The 17,630-nt window shown below is 55.9% G+C and carries 15 protein-coding genes; 4 read left to right on the top strand and 11 right to left on the bottom strand.

Annotated elements, in window-relative coordinates; genetic code table 11:
* Positions 1-79: 79 nt before the first annotated feature.
* The 7 genes from carB to hrcA all read right to left on the bottom strand — a co-directional run bounded on the left by carB (position 80) and on the right by hrcA (position 11,013).
* Complete coding sequence (carB, locus tag ABO_RS01615; protein WP_011587614.1) at positions 80-3,298, bottom strand: carbamoyl-phosphate synthase large subunit; 3,219 nt, start codon at positions 3,296-3,298, stop codon at positions 80-82.
* Between the two features lie 69 nt (positions 3,299-3,367).
* A complete protein-coding gene (carA, locus tag ABO_RS01610; protein WP_011587613.1) occupies positions 3,368-4,492 on the bottom strand; it encodes a glutamine-hydrolyzing carbamoyl-phosphate synthase small subunit in 1,125 nt (374 codons plus the stop codon).
* Between the two features lie 196 nt (positions 4,493-4,688).
* On the bottom strand, positions 4,689-5,516 hold the full coding sequence (gene dapB, locus ABO_RS01605) for a 4-hydroxy-tetrahydrodipicolinate reductase (protein WP_011587612.1): 828 nt from the start codon (positions 5,514-5,516) through the stop codon (positions 4,689-4,691).
* A 247-nt stretch (positions 5,517-5,763) separates the two neighbouring features.
* Positions 5,764-6,894: a molecular chaperone DnaJ gene (dnaJ, locus tag ABO_RS01600; RefSeq protein WP_011587611.1), complete on the bottom strand. Its 1,131-nt coding sequence runs from the start codon at positions 6,892-6,894 to the stop codon at positions 5,764-5,766.
* Between the two features lie 101 nt (positions 6,895-6,995).
* Positions 6,996-8,921 carry a molecular chaperone DnaK gene (gene dnaK, locus ABO_RS01595; protein ID WP_011587610.1) on the bottom strand — a complete coding sequence of 642 codons (1,926 nt, stop codon included), beginning with the start codon at positions 8,919-8,921 and terminating at the stop codon, positions 6,996-6,998.
* A 219-nt stretch (positions 8,922-9,140) separates the two neighbouring features.
* Complete coding sequence (gene grpE / locus ABO_RS01590) at positions 9,141-9,713, bottom strand: nucleotide exchange factor GrpE (RefSeq protein WP_011587609.1); 573 nt, start codon at positions 9,711-9,713, stop codon at positions 9,141-9,143.
* 250 nt (positions 9,714-9,963) lie between these two features.
* The gene (gene hrcA, locus ABO_RS01585) at positions 9,964-11,013 is read right to left on the bottom strand and encodes a heat-inducible transcriptional repressor HrcA (RefSeq protein ID WP_041704730.1); all 1,050 of its coding nucleotides are present in this window, start codon (positions 11,011-11,013) and stop codon (positions 9,964-9,966) included.
* A gap of 148 nt (positions 11,014-11,161) precedes the next feature.
* Between hrcA and ABO_RS01580 the strand changes: the two genes are divergently transcribed.
* Positions 11,162-11,689 (top strand): RDD family protein, encoded by a 528-nt coding sequence (locus ABO_RS01580; protein ID WP_011587607.1) that lies wholly within the window; start codon positions 11,162-11,164, stop codon positions 11,687-11,689.
* A 30-nt stretch (positions 11,690-11,719) separates the two neighbouring features.
* Positions 11,720-13,387, top strand: a complete 1,668-nt coding sequence (recN, locus tag ABO_RS01575; protein ID WP_041704727.1) for a DNA repair protein RecN — start codon at positions 11,720-11,722, stop codon at positions 13,385-13,387.
* Between the two features lie 58 nt (positions 13,388-13,445).
* On the opposite strand, the gene fur is transcribed toward recN, so the two are convergent.
* Positions 13,446-13,847, bottom strand: a complete 402-nt coding sequence (gene fur, locus ABO_RS01570) for a ferric iron uptake transcriptional regulator (RefSeq protein ID WP_011587605.1) — start codon at positions 13,845-13,847, stop codon at positions 13,446-13,448.
* Positions 13,848-14,035: 188 nt separating this feature from the next.
* On the opposite strand from fur, the gene ABO_RS01565 reads away from it, so the two are divergent.
* Complete coding sequence (locus ABO_RS01565; protein WP_011587604.1) at positions 14,036-14,443, top strand: outer membrane protein assembly factor BamE; 408 nt, start codon at positions 14,036-14,038, stop codon at positions 14,441-14,443.
* 28 nt (positions 14,444-14,471) lie between these two features.
* On the opposite strand, the gene ABO_RS01560 is transcribed toward ABO_RS01565, so the two are convergent.
* The gene (locus tag ABO_RS01560; RefSeq protein WP_011587603.1) at positions 14,472-14,786 is read right to left on the bottom strand and encodes an RnfH family protein; all 315 of its coding nucleotides are present in this window, start codon (positions 14,784-14,786) and stop codon (positions 14,472-14,474) included.
* A complete protein-coding gene (locus ABO_RS01555; protein WP_011587602.1) occupies positions 14,783-16,369 on the bottom strand; it encodes a sodium-dependent transporter in 1,587 nt (528 codons plus the stop codon). Before ABO_RS01555 ends, ABO_RS01560 begins: the two co-directional genes overlap by 4 nt.
* A 169-nt stretch (positions 16,370-16,538) precedes the next feature.
* On the opposite strand from ABO_RS01555, the gene smpB reads away from it, so the two are divergent.
* A complete protein-coding gene (smpB, locus tag ABO_RS01550) occupies positions 16,539-17,018 on the top strand; it encodes an SsrA-binding protein SmpB (protein WP_035459423.1) in 480 nt (159 codons plus the stop codon).
* A 51-nt stretch (positions 17,019-17,069) separates the two neighbouring features.
* On the opposite strand, the gene ABO_RS01545 is transcribed toward smpB, so the two are convergent.
* Positions 17,070-17,354 carry a hypothetical protein gene (locus ABO_RS01545; protein ID WP_011587600.1) on the bottom strand — a complete coding sequence of 95 codons (285 nt, stop codon included), beginning with the start codon at positions 17,352-17,354 and terminating at the stop codon, positions 17,070-17,072.
* Between the last annotated feature and the right edge of the window lie 276 nt (positions 17,355-17,630).

Here is a 17,630-nt window from a genome sequence, read left to right as displayed (position 1 = left end):
GTCTTTTAACAGGCCGTTGAACATGCCCTGTTAACGGAACCGCCCGGAGCACTCTGCTCCGAGCGCTCCCGACGACGATTTATTTCATTTCTGCGTGCAGGTCCTGCAAGCGACGAACAGTAGGCTCACCACTAATACCCAGCGCCTGGCAAACCGCATGGGCCGCGGCAATGGTCGTTGTATAGAACACTTTGTGCTGCAGCGCCGAGCGACGAATCGCAAAAGAATCACGGGTCGCCTGCTTGCCTTCCGTGGTGTTCACAATCAGAGCAATCTGATCATTCTTGATCATGTCCACAATATGCGGACGCCCTTCCAGCACCTTGTTCACAACCTTCACTTCAAGGCCCGCCTCACCCAGCACCTTGGCGGTACCTTTTGTGGCAACCAGGCTGAAGCCACGTTCAATCAACATGCGAGCCACTTCCACAGAGGCAGGCTTGTCGACTTCGCGCACAGAAATAAAGGCCGTTCCAGTTTCCGGCAGTTTTTCTCCGGCCCCCAGGGATGCCTTACCAAAAGCTTCAGCAAAGGTCTCGCCAACGCCCATCACTTCCCCGGTAGATTTCATTTCCGGGCCTAAGATCGGATCAACCTTCGGGAACTTGGCGAACGGGAACACCGCCTCTTTCACGAAATAGTGCTGAGGTTTGACCTCTTCGGTGAAACCTTGTTCCTTAAGACTGGTGCCTGCCATGCACCGAGCAGCCACCTTCGCCAGAGACACGCCGATGCACTTGGACACATACGGCACCGTCCGTGAAGCACGCGGGTTCACTTCCAGCACATACACCTCGCCGTTTTTCACCGCGAACTGCACATTCATCAAACCCACCACGCCCAGCTCCAATGCCATATCTGCAGCCTGCTGACGCATGACGTCCTGAACATCGTCGTCCAGCGAATACGGAGGCAGAGAGCATGCGGAATCACCGGAGTGAACACCCGCCTGCTCAATGTGCTGCATGATGCCACCGATAACCACATCCGTTCCGTCACACACTGCATCCACGTCCACCTCAATGGCGTCGTCGAGGAAGCGATCCAGCAATACCGGGGAGTCATTGGAAACCGATACCGCGTTCATCATGTAGTTACGCAGTTCTGCTTCACCGTAAACGATTTCCATGGCACGCCCCCCCAACACATAGGAAGGACGAACCACCAACGGATAACCGATTTCTTCTGCTAGGCGCACACCGTCTTCCATGGAACGAGCGGTGCGGTTGGGCGGCTGCTTCAGGCCAAGCTTATTAACCATCTGCTGGAAACGTTCACGGTCTTCCGCTTCATCGATGGCATCCGGCGGCGTTCCAATAATCGGCACACCGGCCGCCTGCAGGGCACGAGCCAGCTTCAGCGGTGTTTGACCGCCGTATTGAACAATCACACCCTTAGGTTTTTCTTTTGCCACGATAGCCAACACGTCTTCCAACGTAATAGGCTCGAAGTAGAGACGATCGGAGGTATCGTAATCGGTAGACACGGTCTCTGGGTTACAGTTGACCATGATGGCCTCGTAGCCGTCGTCCTTCATGGCAAACGCCGCATGCACACAGCAATAATCGAACTCGATACCCTGACCAATCCGGTTGGGGCCACCACCGATGACCATGATCTTGTCACGGTCGGAAGGGTTAGCCTCGCACTCTTCGTCGTAGCTCGAATACATGTAGGCGGTATCGGTGGCGAATTCCGCCGCACAGGTATCCACCCGCTTATAGATCGGCAGCACATTCAGCTCTTCACGCTTGCCGCGCACATCCGCTTCCTTCACGCCCAGCAACTGAGCCAGGCGGGCATCGGAGAAGCCTTTGCGCTTGAGCGCATAGAGGCTGTCGCGAGTCAGGCTGCTAAAGGTGCTGTCGACCAGCTGCTGCTCGGCACGAATCAAGTCCTCAATCTGCACCAAATACCAACGATCAATCTTGGTGATATTGAACACATCATCCACGGTCATGCCGACCCGGAAGGCATCGCCAACGATCCAGATACGCTCAGGGCCCGGCGTAGCGAGTAACTGCGCCACCTGCTCACGGGCGTCCGGCGCGGCCGGGTCCACATGCGGGTCAAAGCCGATGGATTCCGTTTCCAGACCACGCAACGCCTTCTGCACAGATTCTTGGAAATTACGGCCAATGGCCATCACTTCACCAACGGATTTCATCTGGGTGGTCAGCACGGCGTCAGCTTCAGCGAACTTCTCGAAGTTGAAGCGCGGAATCTTGGTTACCACATAATCGATGGACGGCTCGAACGAGGCAGGGGTTTTGCCGCCGGTAATTTCGTTCTGCAGTTCATCCAGGGTGTAACCCACCGCCAGCTTTGCCGCCACCTTGGCGATCGGAAAACCGGTGGCTTTGGAGGCCAACGCCGAAGAGCGACTGACCCGCGGGTTCATTTCAATCACCACCATGCGCCCGTTGTCCGGATTAATGCCGAACTGGACGTTGGAGCCACCCGTCTCTACACCGATTTCACGCAGCACTGCCAAGGAGGCATCACGCATGATCTGCAGTTCTTTATCGGTGAGCGTCTGGGCCGGCGCCACAGTAATAGAGTCACCGGTGTGCACCCCCATGGGGTCAAAGTTTTCGATAGAACAAACGATGATGCAGTTATCCTTTTTATCGCGGACAACTTCCATCTCATATTCTTTCCAACCCAGTAAAGACTCGTCGATCAACAACTCATTAGTGGGCGACAGGTCCAAGCCACGCTGGCAGATTTCTTCGAACTCTTCACGGTTATAGGCGACGCCCCCACCGGACCCCCCCATAGTAAAGCTGGGTCGGATGATGCAGGGAAAACCCAACGACTCAAGAGCGGCGCTGGCTTCTTCCATGTTGTGGGCAATGGCAGAGCGCGGACACTCTAGCCCTATGGACTTCATCGCCTTGTCAAAACGGGAGCGATCTTCCGCTTTGTCGATGGCATCCTCTGTGGCGCCAATCATTTCCACGCCAAATTCTTTGAGCACCCCGTTATGATCCAAGTCCAGGGCACAGTTCAGCGCAGTCTGCCCGCCCATGGTGGGTAGCAGCGCATCCGGGCGCTCTTTTTCAATGATCTTGGCCACGGTCTGCCAGGTAATCGGCTCAATATAGGTCGCATCCGCCATGGCCGGGTCGGTCATGATGGTCGCAGGGTTGGAGTTAACCAGAATCACCCGGTAACCCTCTTCGCGCAGCGCTTTACAAGCCTGGGCGCCGGAATAGTCAAACTCACAGGCCTGGCCGATCACAATCGGGCCAGCACCAATAATGAGGATGCTTTTTAAATCACTTCTTTTTGGCATAGTCACTAACCGTCAAACGTTAATTTCAGTTGCCAGCGCGTCAGACGTCGAGCGTCGGACGTCGGACGCTTATTTCGCTTCCATCAGCTCGATGAAATGATCGAACAATGGCGCACAGTCGCGCGGCCCCGGGCTCGCTTCCGGGTGCCCCTGGAAACTGAAGGCGGGCACATCAGTGCGCTCAATACCTTGCAAGGTGCCGTCGAACAGCGACACATGGGTCACCTTTAGGTTGGCTGGCAAGGTATCTATATCCACCGCAAAACCATGGTTCTGACTGGTAATCATCACCGTGTCATCGGCCAGAGTTTTTACCGGGTGGTTAGCACCATGATGGCCGGTAGCCATTTTCATGGATTTGGCACCGCTGGCCAGCGCCAGCAACTGATGTCCCAAGCAGATGCCGAACACAGGCAAACCGGTGCCAACAATTTCCTGAATCGCGGAAATCGCGTAGTCGCAGGGCTCCGGATCACCGGGTCCGTTAGACAGGAAGACACCATCCGGCTTCATCGCCAGCACTTCGGATGCAGGCGTTTGCGCCGGCACCACGGTGAGCTTGCAGCCGCGCTCGGCCAACATACGCAGAATGTTGCGCTTAACACCGTAGTCATAAGCCACCACATGGAAGCGGGTCTCACCCTGCTCGGTGTGGCCCTGCTCCAGATCCCAGGTGGACTCTGTCCAGCTATAAGGCTCGGCAACACTCACCACCTTGGCCAGGTCCATGCCTTTCAGGCCAGGAAACCCCTTGGCCGCAGCAAGCGCCTGCGCTTCATCCACACTTTCGCCGGCCAAAATGCAGCCATTTAGGGCGCCTTTGTCACGCAAAATGCGCGTCAAGCGGCGCGTGTCGATATCGGCGATGGCAACGATGTTGCGATCACGCAGGTAGTCCGAAAGAGATTGCTCACTACGCCAGTTGCTCACTGTCATGGCCAGATCACGAATCACCAGGCCGGAGGCCCAGATTCGAGAGGACTCTTCATCCTCGGCAGTGACGCCAGTGTTACCAATATGCGGATAGGTAAGGGTTACAATCTGCTTGGCATAGGAAGGATCCGTCAGGATCTCCTGATAGCCAGTCATGGCGGTGTTAAACACCACCTCACCCACGGTTTCACCCGTGGCACCGATTGCAACACCCCGAAAGATGCTTCCGTCTTCAAGAGCGAGAATGGCGGGAACCGTCAACGCAACCTCCAGGCTGATAGGGAATAGGGAGATCTGCGGCGGGTGCGCTCGCAAAAAAGCGAGATGGATTCCTCCACCTCGCTTTTTCTAAATTCTTAATTCGGCGCCCCGCACGCCCATCACGGGCTGCGCGCTATTTTAGGGCTTTGTGGCCCCGCTGTCACGCAGCAATCCCGTTGATAGACCAGTGGCACACTCAGGCCTTGCCCCAACCGGCGCTTTCACCAGCCAGACCAAGCACATCCTGCATGTCGAACAACCCCTTGTCGTGACGGCCCAACCAAGCAGCCGCACGCACAGCACCGCGACCGAACGACATACGACTGGAGGCCTTGTGGGTAATTTCCACCCGCTCACCCTCTGCGGCAAACATCACAGTGTGGTCGCCGACAATATCGCCGGCCCGAATCGTCTCAAAACCAATGGTATGGCGCTCGCGCTCGCCGGTGCGGCCTTCACGACCGTACACCGCACACTCGCTCAGATCGCGCCCCAAGGTCTGAGCCACCACCTCACCCATGCGCAACGCCGTACCAGACGGCGCATCGATTTTATGCCGATGGTGGGCCTCAATCACTTCGATATCCACCTCATCGCCCATAATCTGCGCCGCCGTTTCCAGCAATTTGAAGCACAAGTTCACCCCAATGGAGTAATTGGGCGCAAAACAGATAGCGATATCATCACCGGCGGCACGCACGGCCGCTTTCTGCTCATCATCCAAACCGGTAGTGCCGATCACCAACCGCGTGCCCGCCGCGCGGCACACCTCAAGATTCTTCACCGTGGCTTCCGGCACAGTGAAGTCGATGAACACATCTGCCTCATTTACCACCTTGGCCAAATCGTCCACCAGCAACACACCACAGGCTCCTTGCCCCACCAACTCACCGGCATCCGCGCCGATCAAACTGGAACCAGGGACATCCACCGCCGCCGCCAGCGTGGTATCCGGGTTAGCCAGCGTCGCCTCAATCAGAATACGCCCCATGCGACCCGCCGCACCGATAATACCTACTTTCATGGTGTCTCCTTGATTAAAAACCGGACGTCGGACACCAGAAACCTCGCGCGCCTGTCAACCCAAACGGGAAAACGAAGCGAAGAGAGCCTGGTATCAAGCTGCTTATTCTAGCAGAAAGGGCGATAGGGTCATCGCGCAACAACGAACACCTTCCTAGCAGCAATGAGCAAAACCTCCAGCACACGGACAAGGCCCACAAAAAAGCCCGGAGCGGAAACCACGCCGGGCTTTTTTATTACGCCAACCCTTACTTGGTATCGAAAAAACGCTTAACGCCTTCGAACCAGTTATTCTTGCGTGGGTTGTGACGATTGCCGCCGCTCTCCAGAGATTCCTGGAATTTACGCAACAACTCTTTCTGCTCGCTAGACAACTTCACTGGCGTTTCAATCACCACCTTGCACAACAAATCTCCCGGGGCGCCACCACGTACCGGCGCCACACCCTTGCCGCGCAAACGGAACAGCTTACCGCTCTGGGTTTCCGCCGGGACTTTCAGCTTAACCTTGCCATTCAGCGTGGGCACATCCAGCTCACCACCCAAAGTGGCATCAACAAAACTGATCGGCACTTCACAATACAAATTGTCGCCGTCACGCTGGAAGATATCGTGTTCACGTACAGCCACCTGAACGTACAAGTCACCAGACGGCGCACCGTGCACGCCCGCCTCGCCTTCACCAGCAAGACGAATGCGGTCACCGGTATCCACTCCGGCAGGAATCTTCACCGACAGGGTCTTGGTGTTCTGTACACGGCCTTGCCCCCCACAGTTACCGCAAGGGTCTTTAATAATCTTGCCTTCACCCTTACAGGTTGGGCACGCTTGCTGCACGGTGAAGAAGCCCTGCTGCATACGCACTTGACCGACGCCGCCACAAGTGGTGCACGTTACTGGCTGGCTACCTTCCTTCGCGCCACTACCATGGCAAACATCACAACTATCCCAGGTGGGAATGCGAATTTTTTCATCGCAACCGCGCACAGCCTGCTCTAGGCTCAGCTCCAACGTATAACGCAGATCCGCACCCCGGGACGGGCCGCGACGTCCGCCGCCGCCGCCAGCGCCACCAAATATGTCGCCGAAGATGTCACCAAAAATATCACCGAAGCCGCCAGCACCCGCGCCAGCACCTGGCCCACCGCCCTGACCATTAACGCCGGCATGGCCGAACTGGTCATAGGCCGCGCGCTTCTGCTCGTCGGCGAGGACTTCGTAGGCTTCTTTCGCTTCCTTAAATTTGGCCAACGCCTCTTTATCATCCGGGTTACGGTCCGGATGGTATTTCATCGCCAGCCGGCGATAAGCCTTTTTTAGGTCTTGGGCACTGGCATCTTTCGCCGCACCCAACACTTCATAATAATCACGCTTGGACATAGATAAGCCTTTGGCTTAGCCAGACGCCCGACGCCGGAGGCCAGACACAGAAGCCAAAGAGCATCCGCATCCAACGTCCGGCGTCAGGCGTCAGGCGTTACTTACTTCTTCTTGTCGTCGTCGACTTCTTCAAACTCTGCGTCGACTACGTCATCACCCGCTTGCGGCTGCTCACCTTCAGCACCGGCAGCGCCTTGGGCCTGCTGAGCTTGCTCGGCGTACATTTTCTCGGCCAGCGGTGCGGACACTTCAGACAGCGCCTTGATTTTGGCTTCGATGTCATCCTTGTCGCTGCCCTTGGCGGCTTCTTCCAGCTCGTCCACGGCTTTGGTGATGGCTTCTTTCTCTTCATCGGTGGCCTTGTCACCCGCTTCTTCAAGCGTTTTGCGGGTAGCATGCACTAAGTGATCCGCCTGGTTGCGAGTCTGCACCAGCTCTTCGAACTTTTTATCTTCGTCCGCGTGAGCTTCGGCGTCCTGCACCATTTGATCAATTTCTTCATCAGACAGACCAGAAGAAGCCTTGATCTGAATGGTTTGCTCTTTACCGGTAGCCTTGTCTTTCGCACCCACGTGCAAAATACCGTTGGCATCAATGTCGAAGGTCACTTCGATCTGCGGCATACCGCGCGGCGCCGGCGGGATATCTTCCAGATTGAACTGGCCCAACGACTTGTTCTGGCTCGCTTGCTTACGCTCACCCTGCAACACGTGCACGGTCACGGCCGTCTGGTTGTCATCCGCCGTGGAGAACACCTGCGACGCATTGGTCGGAATAGTGGTGTTTTTCTCGATCAGCGGAGTCATCACGCCACCCATGGTTTCAATACCCAAGGTCAGCGGAGTCACGTCCAGCAACAGCACGTCGGTTACGTCACCGCTCAGTACCGCACCCTGAATCGCAGCACCCATGGCAACTGCTTCGTCCGGGTTAACGTCTTTGCGCGGCTCTTTGCCGAAGAACTCAGTAACGCTCTTCTGCACCATTGGCATACGGGTCTGACCACCCACCAAAATCACATCCGTGATATCGGCCGTTTTCACCCCAGCATCCGCCAATGCGGTTTTACACGGCTCAAGTGAACGGGTCACCAGATCACCCACCAAAGACTCCAGCTTGGCGCGCGTCACCTTCACCACCAAGTGCTTGGGCCCAGTGCTGTCGGCAGTAATGTACGGCAGATTAACTTCCGTCTGTTCGGCGGAAGACAGCTCGATTTTAGCTTTTTCAGCCGCCTCTTTCAGACGCTGCATAGCCAGCGGGTCGCCGCCCAGATCGATCCCGGAATCCGCCTTGAACTGATCAGCTAAGAAGTTGATCAATGCCAAGTCGAAATCTTCACCACCCAAGAAGGTGTCACCATTTGTGGCCAACACTTCAAACTGATGCTCGCCATCCACTTCGGCGATTTCGATAATTGAGATATCGAAAGTACCACCACCCAAGTCATACACAGCGATGGTGCGATCACCACCTTTCTTATCTAGGCCATAAGCTAGAGCAGCCGCAGTGGGCTCGTTGATAATACGCTTCACATCCAAGCCAGCGATGCGACCGGCATCTTTGGTGGCTTGGCGCTGGGAATCGTTGAAGTAAGCCGGCACGGTGATAACGGCCTCAGTGACAGCCTCACCCAAGTAGTCTTCCGCGGTCTTCTTCATTTTCTTCAGCACTTGCGCAGAAATCTGCGGCGGCGCCATTTTCTCGCCCTTCACTTCTACCCAGGCGTCACCATTGTCAGCCTTGGTGATCTTGTAGGGCACCATCTTGATGTCCTTCTGAACCACCTTGTCGTCAAAACGACGGCCGATCAGACGCTTCACCGCATACAGAGTGTTTTCCGGGTTCGTCACCGCCTGACGCTTGGCAGCCTGGCCAACCAAAGTTTCTTTATCGTCGGTGTAGGCGATAATGGACGGCGTTGTGCGAGCGCCCTCTGCGTTTTCGATAACCTTAGCTTTGTCACCTTCCAGCACGGCCACGCAGCTATTGGTCGTACCTAGGTCGATACCGATAATCTTACCCATAGTCGTTCTATCTCCTTCACACTAGCCGGAACCCTTTCGGCGCCCCAGGCAGTTGAATTATTAACTCGTCTGGCTCCTATATGGCGTTCGTTGCCATCATTTCAAGGGAGCTTGTCGATTTTCAGTGCTTCAACTTCTGTAATCACTTTGAGGCCAAAGCCCGCAGCCGGCGCCACTTTCACACCTAATATCAAGCTCAAGCGGCGGGTCAAACACCTATCAAGGAGCCTTACTAACCACCACCCGAGCCGGGCGAATCAGACGACCATTCAGCTGGTAGCCTTTTTCTAGCACTTCAATCACGCTATTGGGGTCCACATTGGGCACCGGCACCATGGTCATCGCTTCATGCAATTCGGGGTTAAACGGCTCGTCTGCGGGATTAATCTGTTCGATGTTATAACGGGCAAACGCGTCCAACAGAGACTTCAGCGTCAACTCGATACCTTCACGGGCGCCCTTTAGTGCATCGTCTTCGGCATCCAGCGCCGCTAGACCACGCTCCAAGTTGTCCGCCACACTTAGCAGATCACCGGCAAACTTCTCCAAAGCGAACTTGCGGGCATGCTGCACGTCACGCTCGGCGCGCTTACGCACATTCTGCACTTCCGCCTGTGCACGGACATCCGCTTCAGCCAATGCCTTCTTAACCTTGGCCAGCTCCACTTCTACTTCAGCCAGCTTCTCTTCAGCGGTGGGCTCAACCGCCTCTGCAGCGGCCGCAGCTTGCTGTTCTTCAACCGTTTCTACCTGTGGTTCGGCATTGTTCTGATCTTTTTCCTGCTCACTCATTGGTCACTCCACATCCCTATCCGGGCTTTTCCAGGAAAGCGGGCAAAGATATGGGAACTATCGGGCAGGATTCAAGGGGGGAAATGACAAGCCTCAAGCTTCAAATCGCAACACGGGCCAAGCGGCAGCCATTCATCACAGCATAATAACCCGCGATCCAACCAAGGAAACACGCCGCTCGCCGATTAATTGCCGCGAGAAAGACCGCAACACAGGGCACGCCGATTTGCGTTGTAGCTTGTGGGTTATTTTAAAGCTGGGTAAGCGCCGCTGAGAGGATCTTAGCGGTGATGTCCACAGTGGGGATAACTTTCCCATAATCCATGCGGGTGGGACCAACCACTGCCAACACCCCCATCGGACCATCATCCGTCGTGTAAGGAGCGGAAATCAGCGAATAATCCTCAAACGGCTGAAACCCTGATTCTCGGCCGATAAAGATCTGCACCCCATCGGCTTTCATGGAGCGTTCAAGCAAATGCAAAATGTCACGCTTATGATTAAAGGCATCAAACAAGTTACGTAGCTGCCCCAAATTTTCCGCCTCAGCGGTCTGAATCAGGTTGGATTCCCCGGATACCACATAATCAGAGTCGGGACGCTCAGTACGCAGCGCCTTATCCGCCACAGCCACCGCCGTCTGCATCAGCGCATCCATCTGCTGGCGATCCGTATTCATGGTATCGAGCAAACCATCGCAAATGCTGTTCAAGTCCCAGCCTGCATAGGTATGGTTGATGTAGTTAGCCGCCTGGCGCAATTCCACTCCATCGTAATCCCGGTCGGTATGAATAATCCGGTTCTGCACTTCGGAGCGATTGACCACCAGCACCACCAGCACCCGCTTGCCCGACAATGGCAGAAATTCCACCTGGCGCAGAGTAGACACCTCGCGACGGGGCACCGCCACCAGCCCGGCCATGCGCGTCAATTCCGCCAGGGTTTTCGATGCCTGGGCGATCAACTCCTGGGAAGACTGCTCCGGCGCCAGCAACTGACGCAGCTCTTTTTTCAAATGCCGATGATCCGGGCGCTCCATCACGCTGGTCGCCAATAGCGAATCCACGTACAGCCGGTAACCCAGCTCTGTGGGAACTCGCCCCGCCGAAGTGTGCGGGCTACTCAACACCCCCAACTCTTCAAGCTCCGACATGATATTGCGCACAGTGGCAGGACTCACTGCCAAGCCGCTACCGCTGGCCAGCGTTTTCGAGCCCACCGGCTGGCCGTCACGGATATGCCGCTCGACCAGTGTCATCAGCAGGCGCTGCTTGCGTTCGTTGAGATCCAGCTTTGTCATAGGTGTATATGTACCAGAAAATCGCCGCACTATTATATAGAGAACCGTAGCCGGATTTCATTGAGCAGGGGCTTACACTCCCAGCGCGAATCCCCTACCATTAACCGGCACTGACCATAAGAACAGTCATCATTGCAAGGATGTCATCATGACCGGCGAAACCCCAAGCAATCCTTACCAGACTCCGGACAGCATAACCCAGAAGCCAAACAACCCCGGAGCCCCTGAACTGGCCAGCCGACTGTATCGCTTTCTCGGCGCAATCATTGATGGCCTAGTGCAAATGGTCATTATCGGCCCAATCATCTATTTCAGCGGGATCTGGGACGCCATGATGCAAAGCAGCGGCACTATCAGCTTGACCACCAGCATCGGCCTGTTCATCGCCGGGGAGCTGATCTTCCTAGCCCTGCAAGGCTGGCTACTCTTTAACCGCCAGCAAACCATTGGCAAAGCCCTTCTCGACATGCGTATCGTCGGCATGGAACAGGACAGCGTTCCCGCCGGCAAACTCTACGGGCTACGTTATTTTGTTTTCCACGTGCTCGCCCAGCTGCCCGGCATCAACCTGATCATGCTTATCGACCCGTTATTGATTTTCCGCTCAGACCGCCGCTGCCTGCACGACCACCTCGCCGGCACCCAAGTGATTCAAACCCAAAGAACGACCACCTAATCACGATTTCGCCTGTTGCAGAGGAACACCATGCTGACCCACTTAAGCGTTCGCCACTTTGCCACCGTTGACCAGCTGGAGCTAGAGCCCGAAAATGGGCTCACCGCCATCAGCGGCGAAACCGGGGCAGGCAAATCTGTCATCATCGATGCCCTAGGGCTCACCCTAGGGAACAGGGCCGACTCATCGATTGTTCGCCACGGCCACGACCGCGCCGAAGTGCTGGCCACCTTCGACCTGCGCAACAACGCTGCCGCACAGCAATGGCTGATCGAACGGGAGCTGGATGATGAAGAACAATGCCTGCTTCGCCGTACCGTGCGTGCCGACGGCCGCTCCCGGGCTTATGTGAACGGCACCCCCACCCCGCTGTCGGAGGTACGAGAGCTGGGTGAACGTCTGATCAGCATTCACAGCCAGCACGAGCACCAAGCACTACTAAAAAAGGATGCCCACCGGCAGTTGCTGGACAATTTCGCCCATGCTCGCGACTTGGCCAACAGCGTGCGCGAGCACTGGCGCCACTGGCAGAGAGCCCGCCGTGCCCACGATGACGCCCTGAACCAAGCCCGTGAGCAAAATGAGAAAGAAGAACTGTTACGCTTCCAACTAGAAGAGCTGGACGCCCTCGCCCTGCAGGACGGCGAGCTGGAGCAACTGGAGCTGGAGCAACAACGACTGGGCAATGCAGAAAACTTGATCCGGCTTTGCCAGCAGTCCCTTGACGCACTTTATGAAGGCGAGGACGGCACCTGCAACGACCACCTTAGCCAAGTTAGCCACTGGTTAGACGATGCGCGCAATAACGACGGCGACTTGGGCAGCATTGCCGACACCGTGGAATCCGCCCGCCTGCAAGTGGAAGCTGCCGCCGACGACCTGCGTCATTACTTGGAAAAATTGGATCTGGACCCGGCGCGCCTCAGCCAGGTGGAAGAACGCCTGAGCCAAAGCTACACCCTGGCCCGCAAGCACCGCGTTCGCCCGCAAGAGCTGGTAGAACATCATCGCAGCCTGCTGGCCGAATCCGATACCCTGGGCAATGTGGATGCCCAGCTGCATGCTCTGGCGGAACAAGAAACGACCGCCCAGCAGCACTACATGGACAGCGCCCGCAAGCTAACCAAGGCTCGCCGCAGCGCCGCCAAGACTCTCAGCCAGCAAGTGCAAAAGCAACTCACGGCTCTGGGCATGAAAGCCGCGCAACTGGATGCCTGCCTGAGCGAGTGCCCCCCGAGCCTGGAGGGCTTGGAGGAAGTGGAGTTTTTGTTTACAGCCAACCCAGGGCAGCCACTCAAACCACTGGGCAAAGTCGCTTCCGGTGGCGAATTATCGCGGGTCAGCCTGGCCATCCAGGTGATCTGTGCGCGCAACCTGACCGTGCCCAGCCTGGTGTTCGATGAAGTGGACGTGGGCGTTGGCGGCGGCGTAGCCGAGATTGTGGGCCGATTACTGCGCGAACTGGGGCAGCATGCTCAAGTGCTGTGCATTACCCACCAGCCACAGGTGGCCAGTCAAGGGCATCAGCATTGGCAGGTGCACAAAATTCAAGAGGATGAGACCACCCACACCCGCATCCAAGAGCTAGATGACGCCGCCAGAGTGGAAGAATTGGCGCGAATGCTAGGAGGAGTAGAAATTACCGAGTCCACCCGTAACCATGCCAAAGAAATGCTGAGCAAGGCGCAGGCGGCGTGACAGAAAACGCAACCTACACGCCACGCCAAACCTCCACCCTAAAGCGCCTACGTGTCGCCTACTTCTTGGGTTTGACGTACAGCACCAGTGAGTGATCCACAATCTCGTAACCATACTCCTCGGCAATAGCATGCTGGCGCGACTCAATCACGTCATCCATAAATTCGACCACCGCGCCGGTTTCCATGCACACCATATGATCATGGTGCTCTTCATCAGCCAGCTCGAATACAGCAGAGCCACCTTCAAAGTTGTGGCGCAACACCATGCCAGCCTGCTCGAACTGCGTCAGCACGCGATATACCGTCGCCAAGCCCACGTCTTCGCCGGAATCCATCAACGACTTGTAGATATCTTCCGCGCTCAAGTGGCGCTCTGCGGACTTCTCCAGCTGCTGAAGGATTTTCACCCGCGGCAGGGTCACTTTAAGGCCCGCTTTTCTAAGATCCTGATTATCCAATGCGTATGCTCCATCTGCCAATCAATGGCGGTTTTGAAAAAGGCGGGAAATTTGTACCACCAAGAGTACCAAGGCGAACTCATCGCGCCGCGAGCTGTCAATAAAATATGACCCTATCGTCAGACCGGAGTTTGTCATAGGTTCCCAAGTCTGTATTATCGCCCGAACACTTAGCGAAGTCGAAAATCATGTCCCGCATTCTAGTTACACTATTACTAGTATCACTTCTAGCCTCTGCCGGATGCAGCACGCTGCGCTTTCCTGGCGTCTACAGAATTGATATTCCGCAAGGTAACTTTGTCACCGAAGATATGCTCAGCGAGCTGCAGCCGGGCATGACTCCGGAGCAAGTACGCTACGTCCTCGGCGCACCCACCTTGGTGGACCCGTTCACTCCGGATCTGTGGCTCTACCCAATGACCTATCGGCCCGGCAAAGGTGACAAGGTTAGCCAGAACATCGCTGTTTACTTTGAGGATGGCGCTTACAGGCGCTATGAGGGCGAGGTTATAGAAGACATCAAGTCCAAAACCTCCGGTCGCAGCGACATCGAATTACAACGTAAAGCCGCAGACCGCAGGAATGACGCTCAATAGCCTTCGGTCTTGCGCTGCCCCCTCACGCTTAGTTCGATGCTTTACCTGCTGATGCCTTTTCTTTTGCGCGCCTCTTACGGTTAAGTTTGGGGTCGGCCGTCAGCGGACGGTAGATTTCCACCCGCTCGCCAGGCTTCAATATATGCCCAGCCGGGTTTGCCACCACTTTACCGAACACCCCCATGGGCGCCTTATCTAGATCGAGATCGGCAAATTGCTCGCCGATACCCGACAGCTTAGCGGCGTCCAGCATAGAGGTACCATCAGGCACATCAAGACCTATCAGCCGCTGCTTTTGCGGTAACGCGTAGACCACCTCCACATGAATCATTGTTTCGCTCACCGTACAGGCACCTGCTCAGCCGGGGCAGAAGGCACCCCATCCACGTCACCGGGCTCAATCGGTTCCGTCACCGGAGCCGGGGTCGGAGTATCGGCTTCGGCGGCACCATGCATCTCGAACACCTGAGCATCAGGCTCCGTCATCTCTGCGGGCAACGCCCGTTGCACAGACCCAACCTCATCAGCGGGCGCCACCGCACTCCAGATGGAATACACAAATAAGGCTATCACTGCCGCCGGAGAGAAAATCCGCACCAGCGCACGCCACACCAGATACAACTTGAAGTTCTTGATGCCCAATTCCTTACGCGCCTGGGTTTCCTTCATCACCCAGCCGGCAAAGATAGCGATTAACAAGCCACCCAGCGGCAACATCACCGTGGTGGACAGAAATTCCATGTTGTCGAAGAAAGTGCCAGCCAGGAAGGTATTATCCTCCCACACATTGAACGACAGCACCGAACCGACACCCAATAGCCAAGCGCCCAAACCGACCAGGATGGCGGCTTTCACCCGGGTCAGACCTTTTTCCACCAACCAGGCCACCACCGGCTCACCCAAGCTAATGGACGAGCTCCACGCCGCGCACACTACCAACAGGAAGAACAAAGAACCGAACAACACGCCACCGGGAATATTCCCGAACGCCAGAGGCAGAGTAACAAACATCATTCCCGGCCCCTGGCCCACTTCCAACCCGCCAGAAAACAACAACGGGAACATGGCCATGCCAGCACCCAGTGCCACCAGAGTATCCAGTATGGCAACGATGGCCACCGTAGAAAGAATTGATATCGGCTTCTTTTTGCCCGTCTTCTGGTCGGTCACCTCGCGCGGCATATAAGCCCCATAGGCCATGATCGCGCCCATGCCCAGGCTCAGCGTAAAGAATGCCTGCCCAACCGCCACCAGTACCGCTTTGCCAGTGAGCTTGGAGAAATCAAACGCAAACAGGAAATTCATGGCGTCGCTAAAGCCAGGCGTCGTCGTCGCGTAACCCACCAGCACCAGCAGCAGCACGAACAACAGCGGCATCAGCACCTGTACGGCTTTTTCCAGCCCACCTTTCACGCCACGAGCAACCACCACCATAGTGAGCAGCATGAACAACGAATGGAAACCTAGCATCAACCAAGGGTTGGCCAACATGGTGTCAAAATGCGCCTCGGACTGGGTGGCCGTAATGCCGTCAAACGCCCCACGGGCCGCTTCCCAAGTGTAATATAATGCCCAGCTGGCCACCGCAGAATAAAACGACAGAATCAGGAATGCCGACAGCGCGCCCAGTATCCCAATGCCAGCCCAACGCTGGGTGACTTTGCTCTCACTGGCAAGCTTGCGCATGGTGTTGATCGGACTCAAACCGCCTTTGCGACCTAGCATGACTTCTGCGGTCATAATGGGAATCCCCACCACCGCAATACACAATAGATACAACAACACAAAGGCCCCGCCACCGTTTTCCCCGGTGATATACGGAAAGCGCCAAATATTACCCAACCCCACTGCCGACCCAGTTGCCGCCAAAATAAAGACCCAACGGCTGCCCCACACTCCATGGACCGACTTGTTTTCTTGCTTCATAACACCATTACTCTTATTCGCGTGGCGGTATTGTCTTTTTTTTGGCAGGGCGGCTCAAGTGACAGCCAGTAACATCGTAAACATTGGTACATAGTCACCTACCCGACACCAGCCCCCGACAGACAAACCGCTATCAGCCAGTCACCCCTTGCTCTATAATTGCCGCCCTATGGGAAAAGCCAACAAAAAAGCCAAAGCACCGTCGGCCACCATTGCGCAAAACCGCAAGGCACGCCACGAATATCATCTGGAAGAGCACTTCGAAGCCGGCCTAGTACTGGAAGGCTGGGAGGTGAAATCTCTGCGTGCCGGCAAAGGCAATCTTACAGAAGCCTATGTCTTGCTAAAAAACGGCGAAGCTTTTCTGTTCGGTGCCCGCTTCGAGCCACTCAACACCGCCAGCACCCACGTCAACCCTGATCCGACACGCACACGCAAATTGCTACTGCATCGTCGTGAGCTAGGCCGAGTATTTGGGGGGGTACAGAAAGACGGCTTCACCTGCGTACCGGTGAGCCTATATTGGAAGAAAGGATTCGCCAAATGCGACATCGCATTGGCCAAGGGCAAGCAGAAATTTGACAAGCGCGCCACAGAGAAAGAGCGCGACTGGAACCGTCAGAAACAGCGCGTACTGCGGCAGAGATAACGCGGTTAAGGCGCTACCTCTGCTCGCTGGGCACTGTCTGAAACTGGGTCATTACGCCGTGTGATGGGTGTCCACATCCTGCGCACGGCTATCGCCACGTAACTGCCAGTAAAATTGCAGCCAAGCGCGCAGCACCGCAGGCATGAAGTAGACAGCGAACAGAATCACAGGAATCCGTACTTCCGGGGTCGCCATATCCACCAAATAAATGCCCGCTGCATACGCAACCAGCGCAAATATCAGCTGCAAAGCCCTGTAAAGCAGCGGCTGAGCCTTCAAAGGCGACAGTGCCTTCTCGGAAACTTGCCCTGCTGACCGAAAGATCGTGTTCATCATCCTTCTCCTTCAATGAACGACAACGCTTTGATCAGCGGCCTTCTTGAAATCTCAATCTCAAGGCTCGCTGTAAAGCCATTGTGTGGTACACAATTTTTGAGCCAGATGTTTTGGGCGCTCATAGCTTCCCGTTCATCTTTTGCCCAACCCCACCACCGAACGATGTAACAATTAGTGGTGACACCGCTATAATGCGCCCGAAGAATGGTAGAACAAGCCCGCACTGTAGGACTGTTAGACAAAAATCGTGTAGAGAGGTAACACTTTTCACAATTT

Origin of the sequence: Alcanivorax borkumensis SK2 (assembly GCF_000009365.1) — a bacterium.
Taxonomy (GTDB): Bacteria; Pseudomonadota; Gammaproteobacteria; order Pseudomonadales; family Alcanivoracaceae; genus Alcanivorax; species Alcanivorax borkumensis.
Note: the sequence above shows the minus strand (reverse complement) of the source record. Positions and strands in the feature narration are given on the sequence as shown.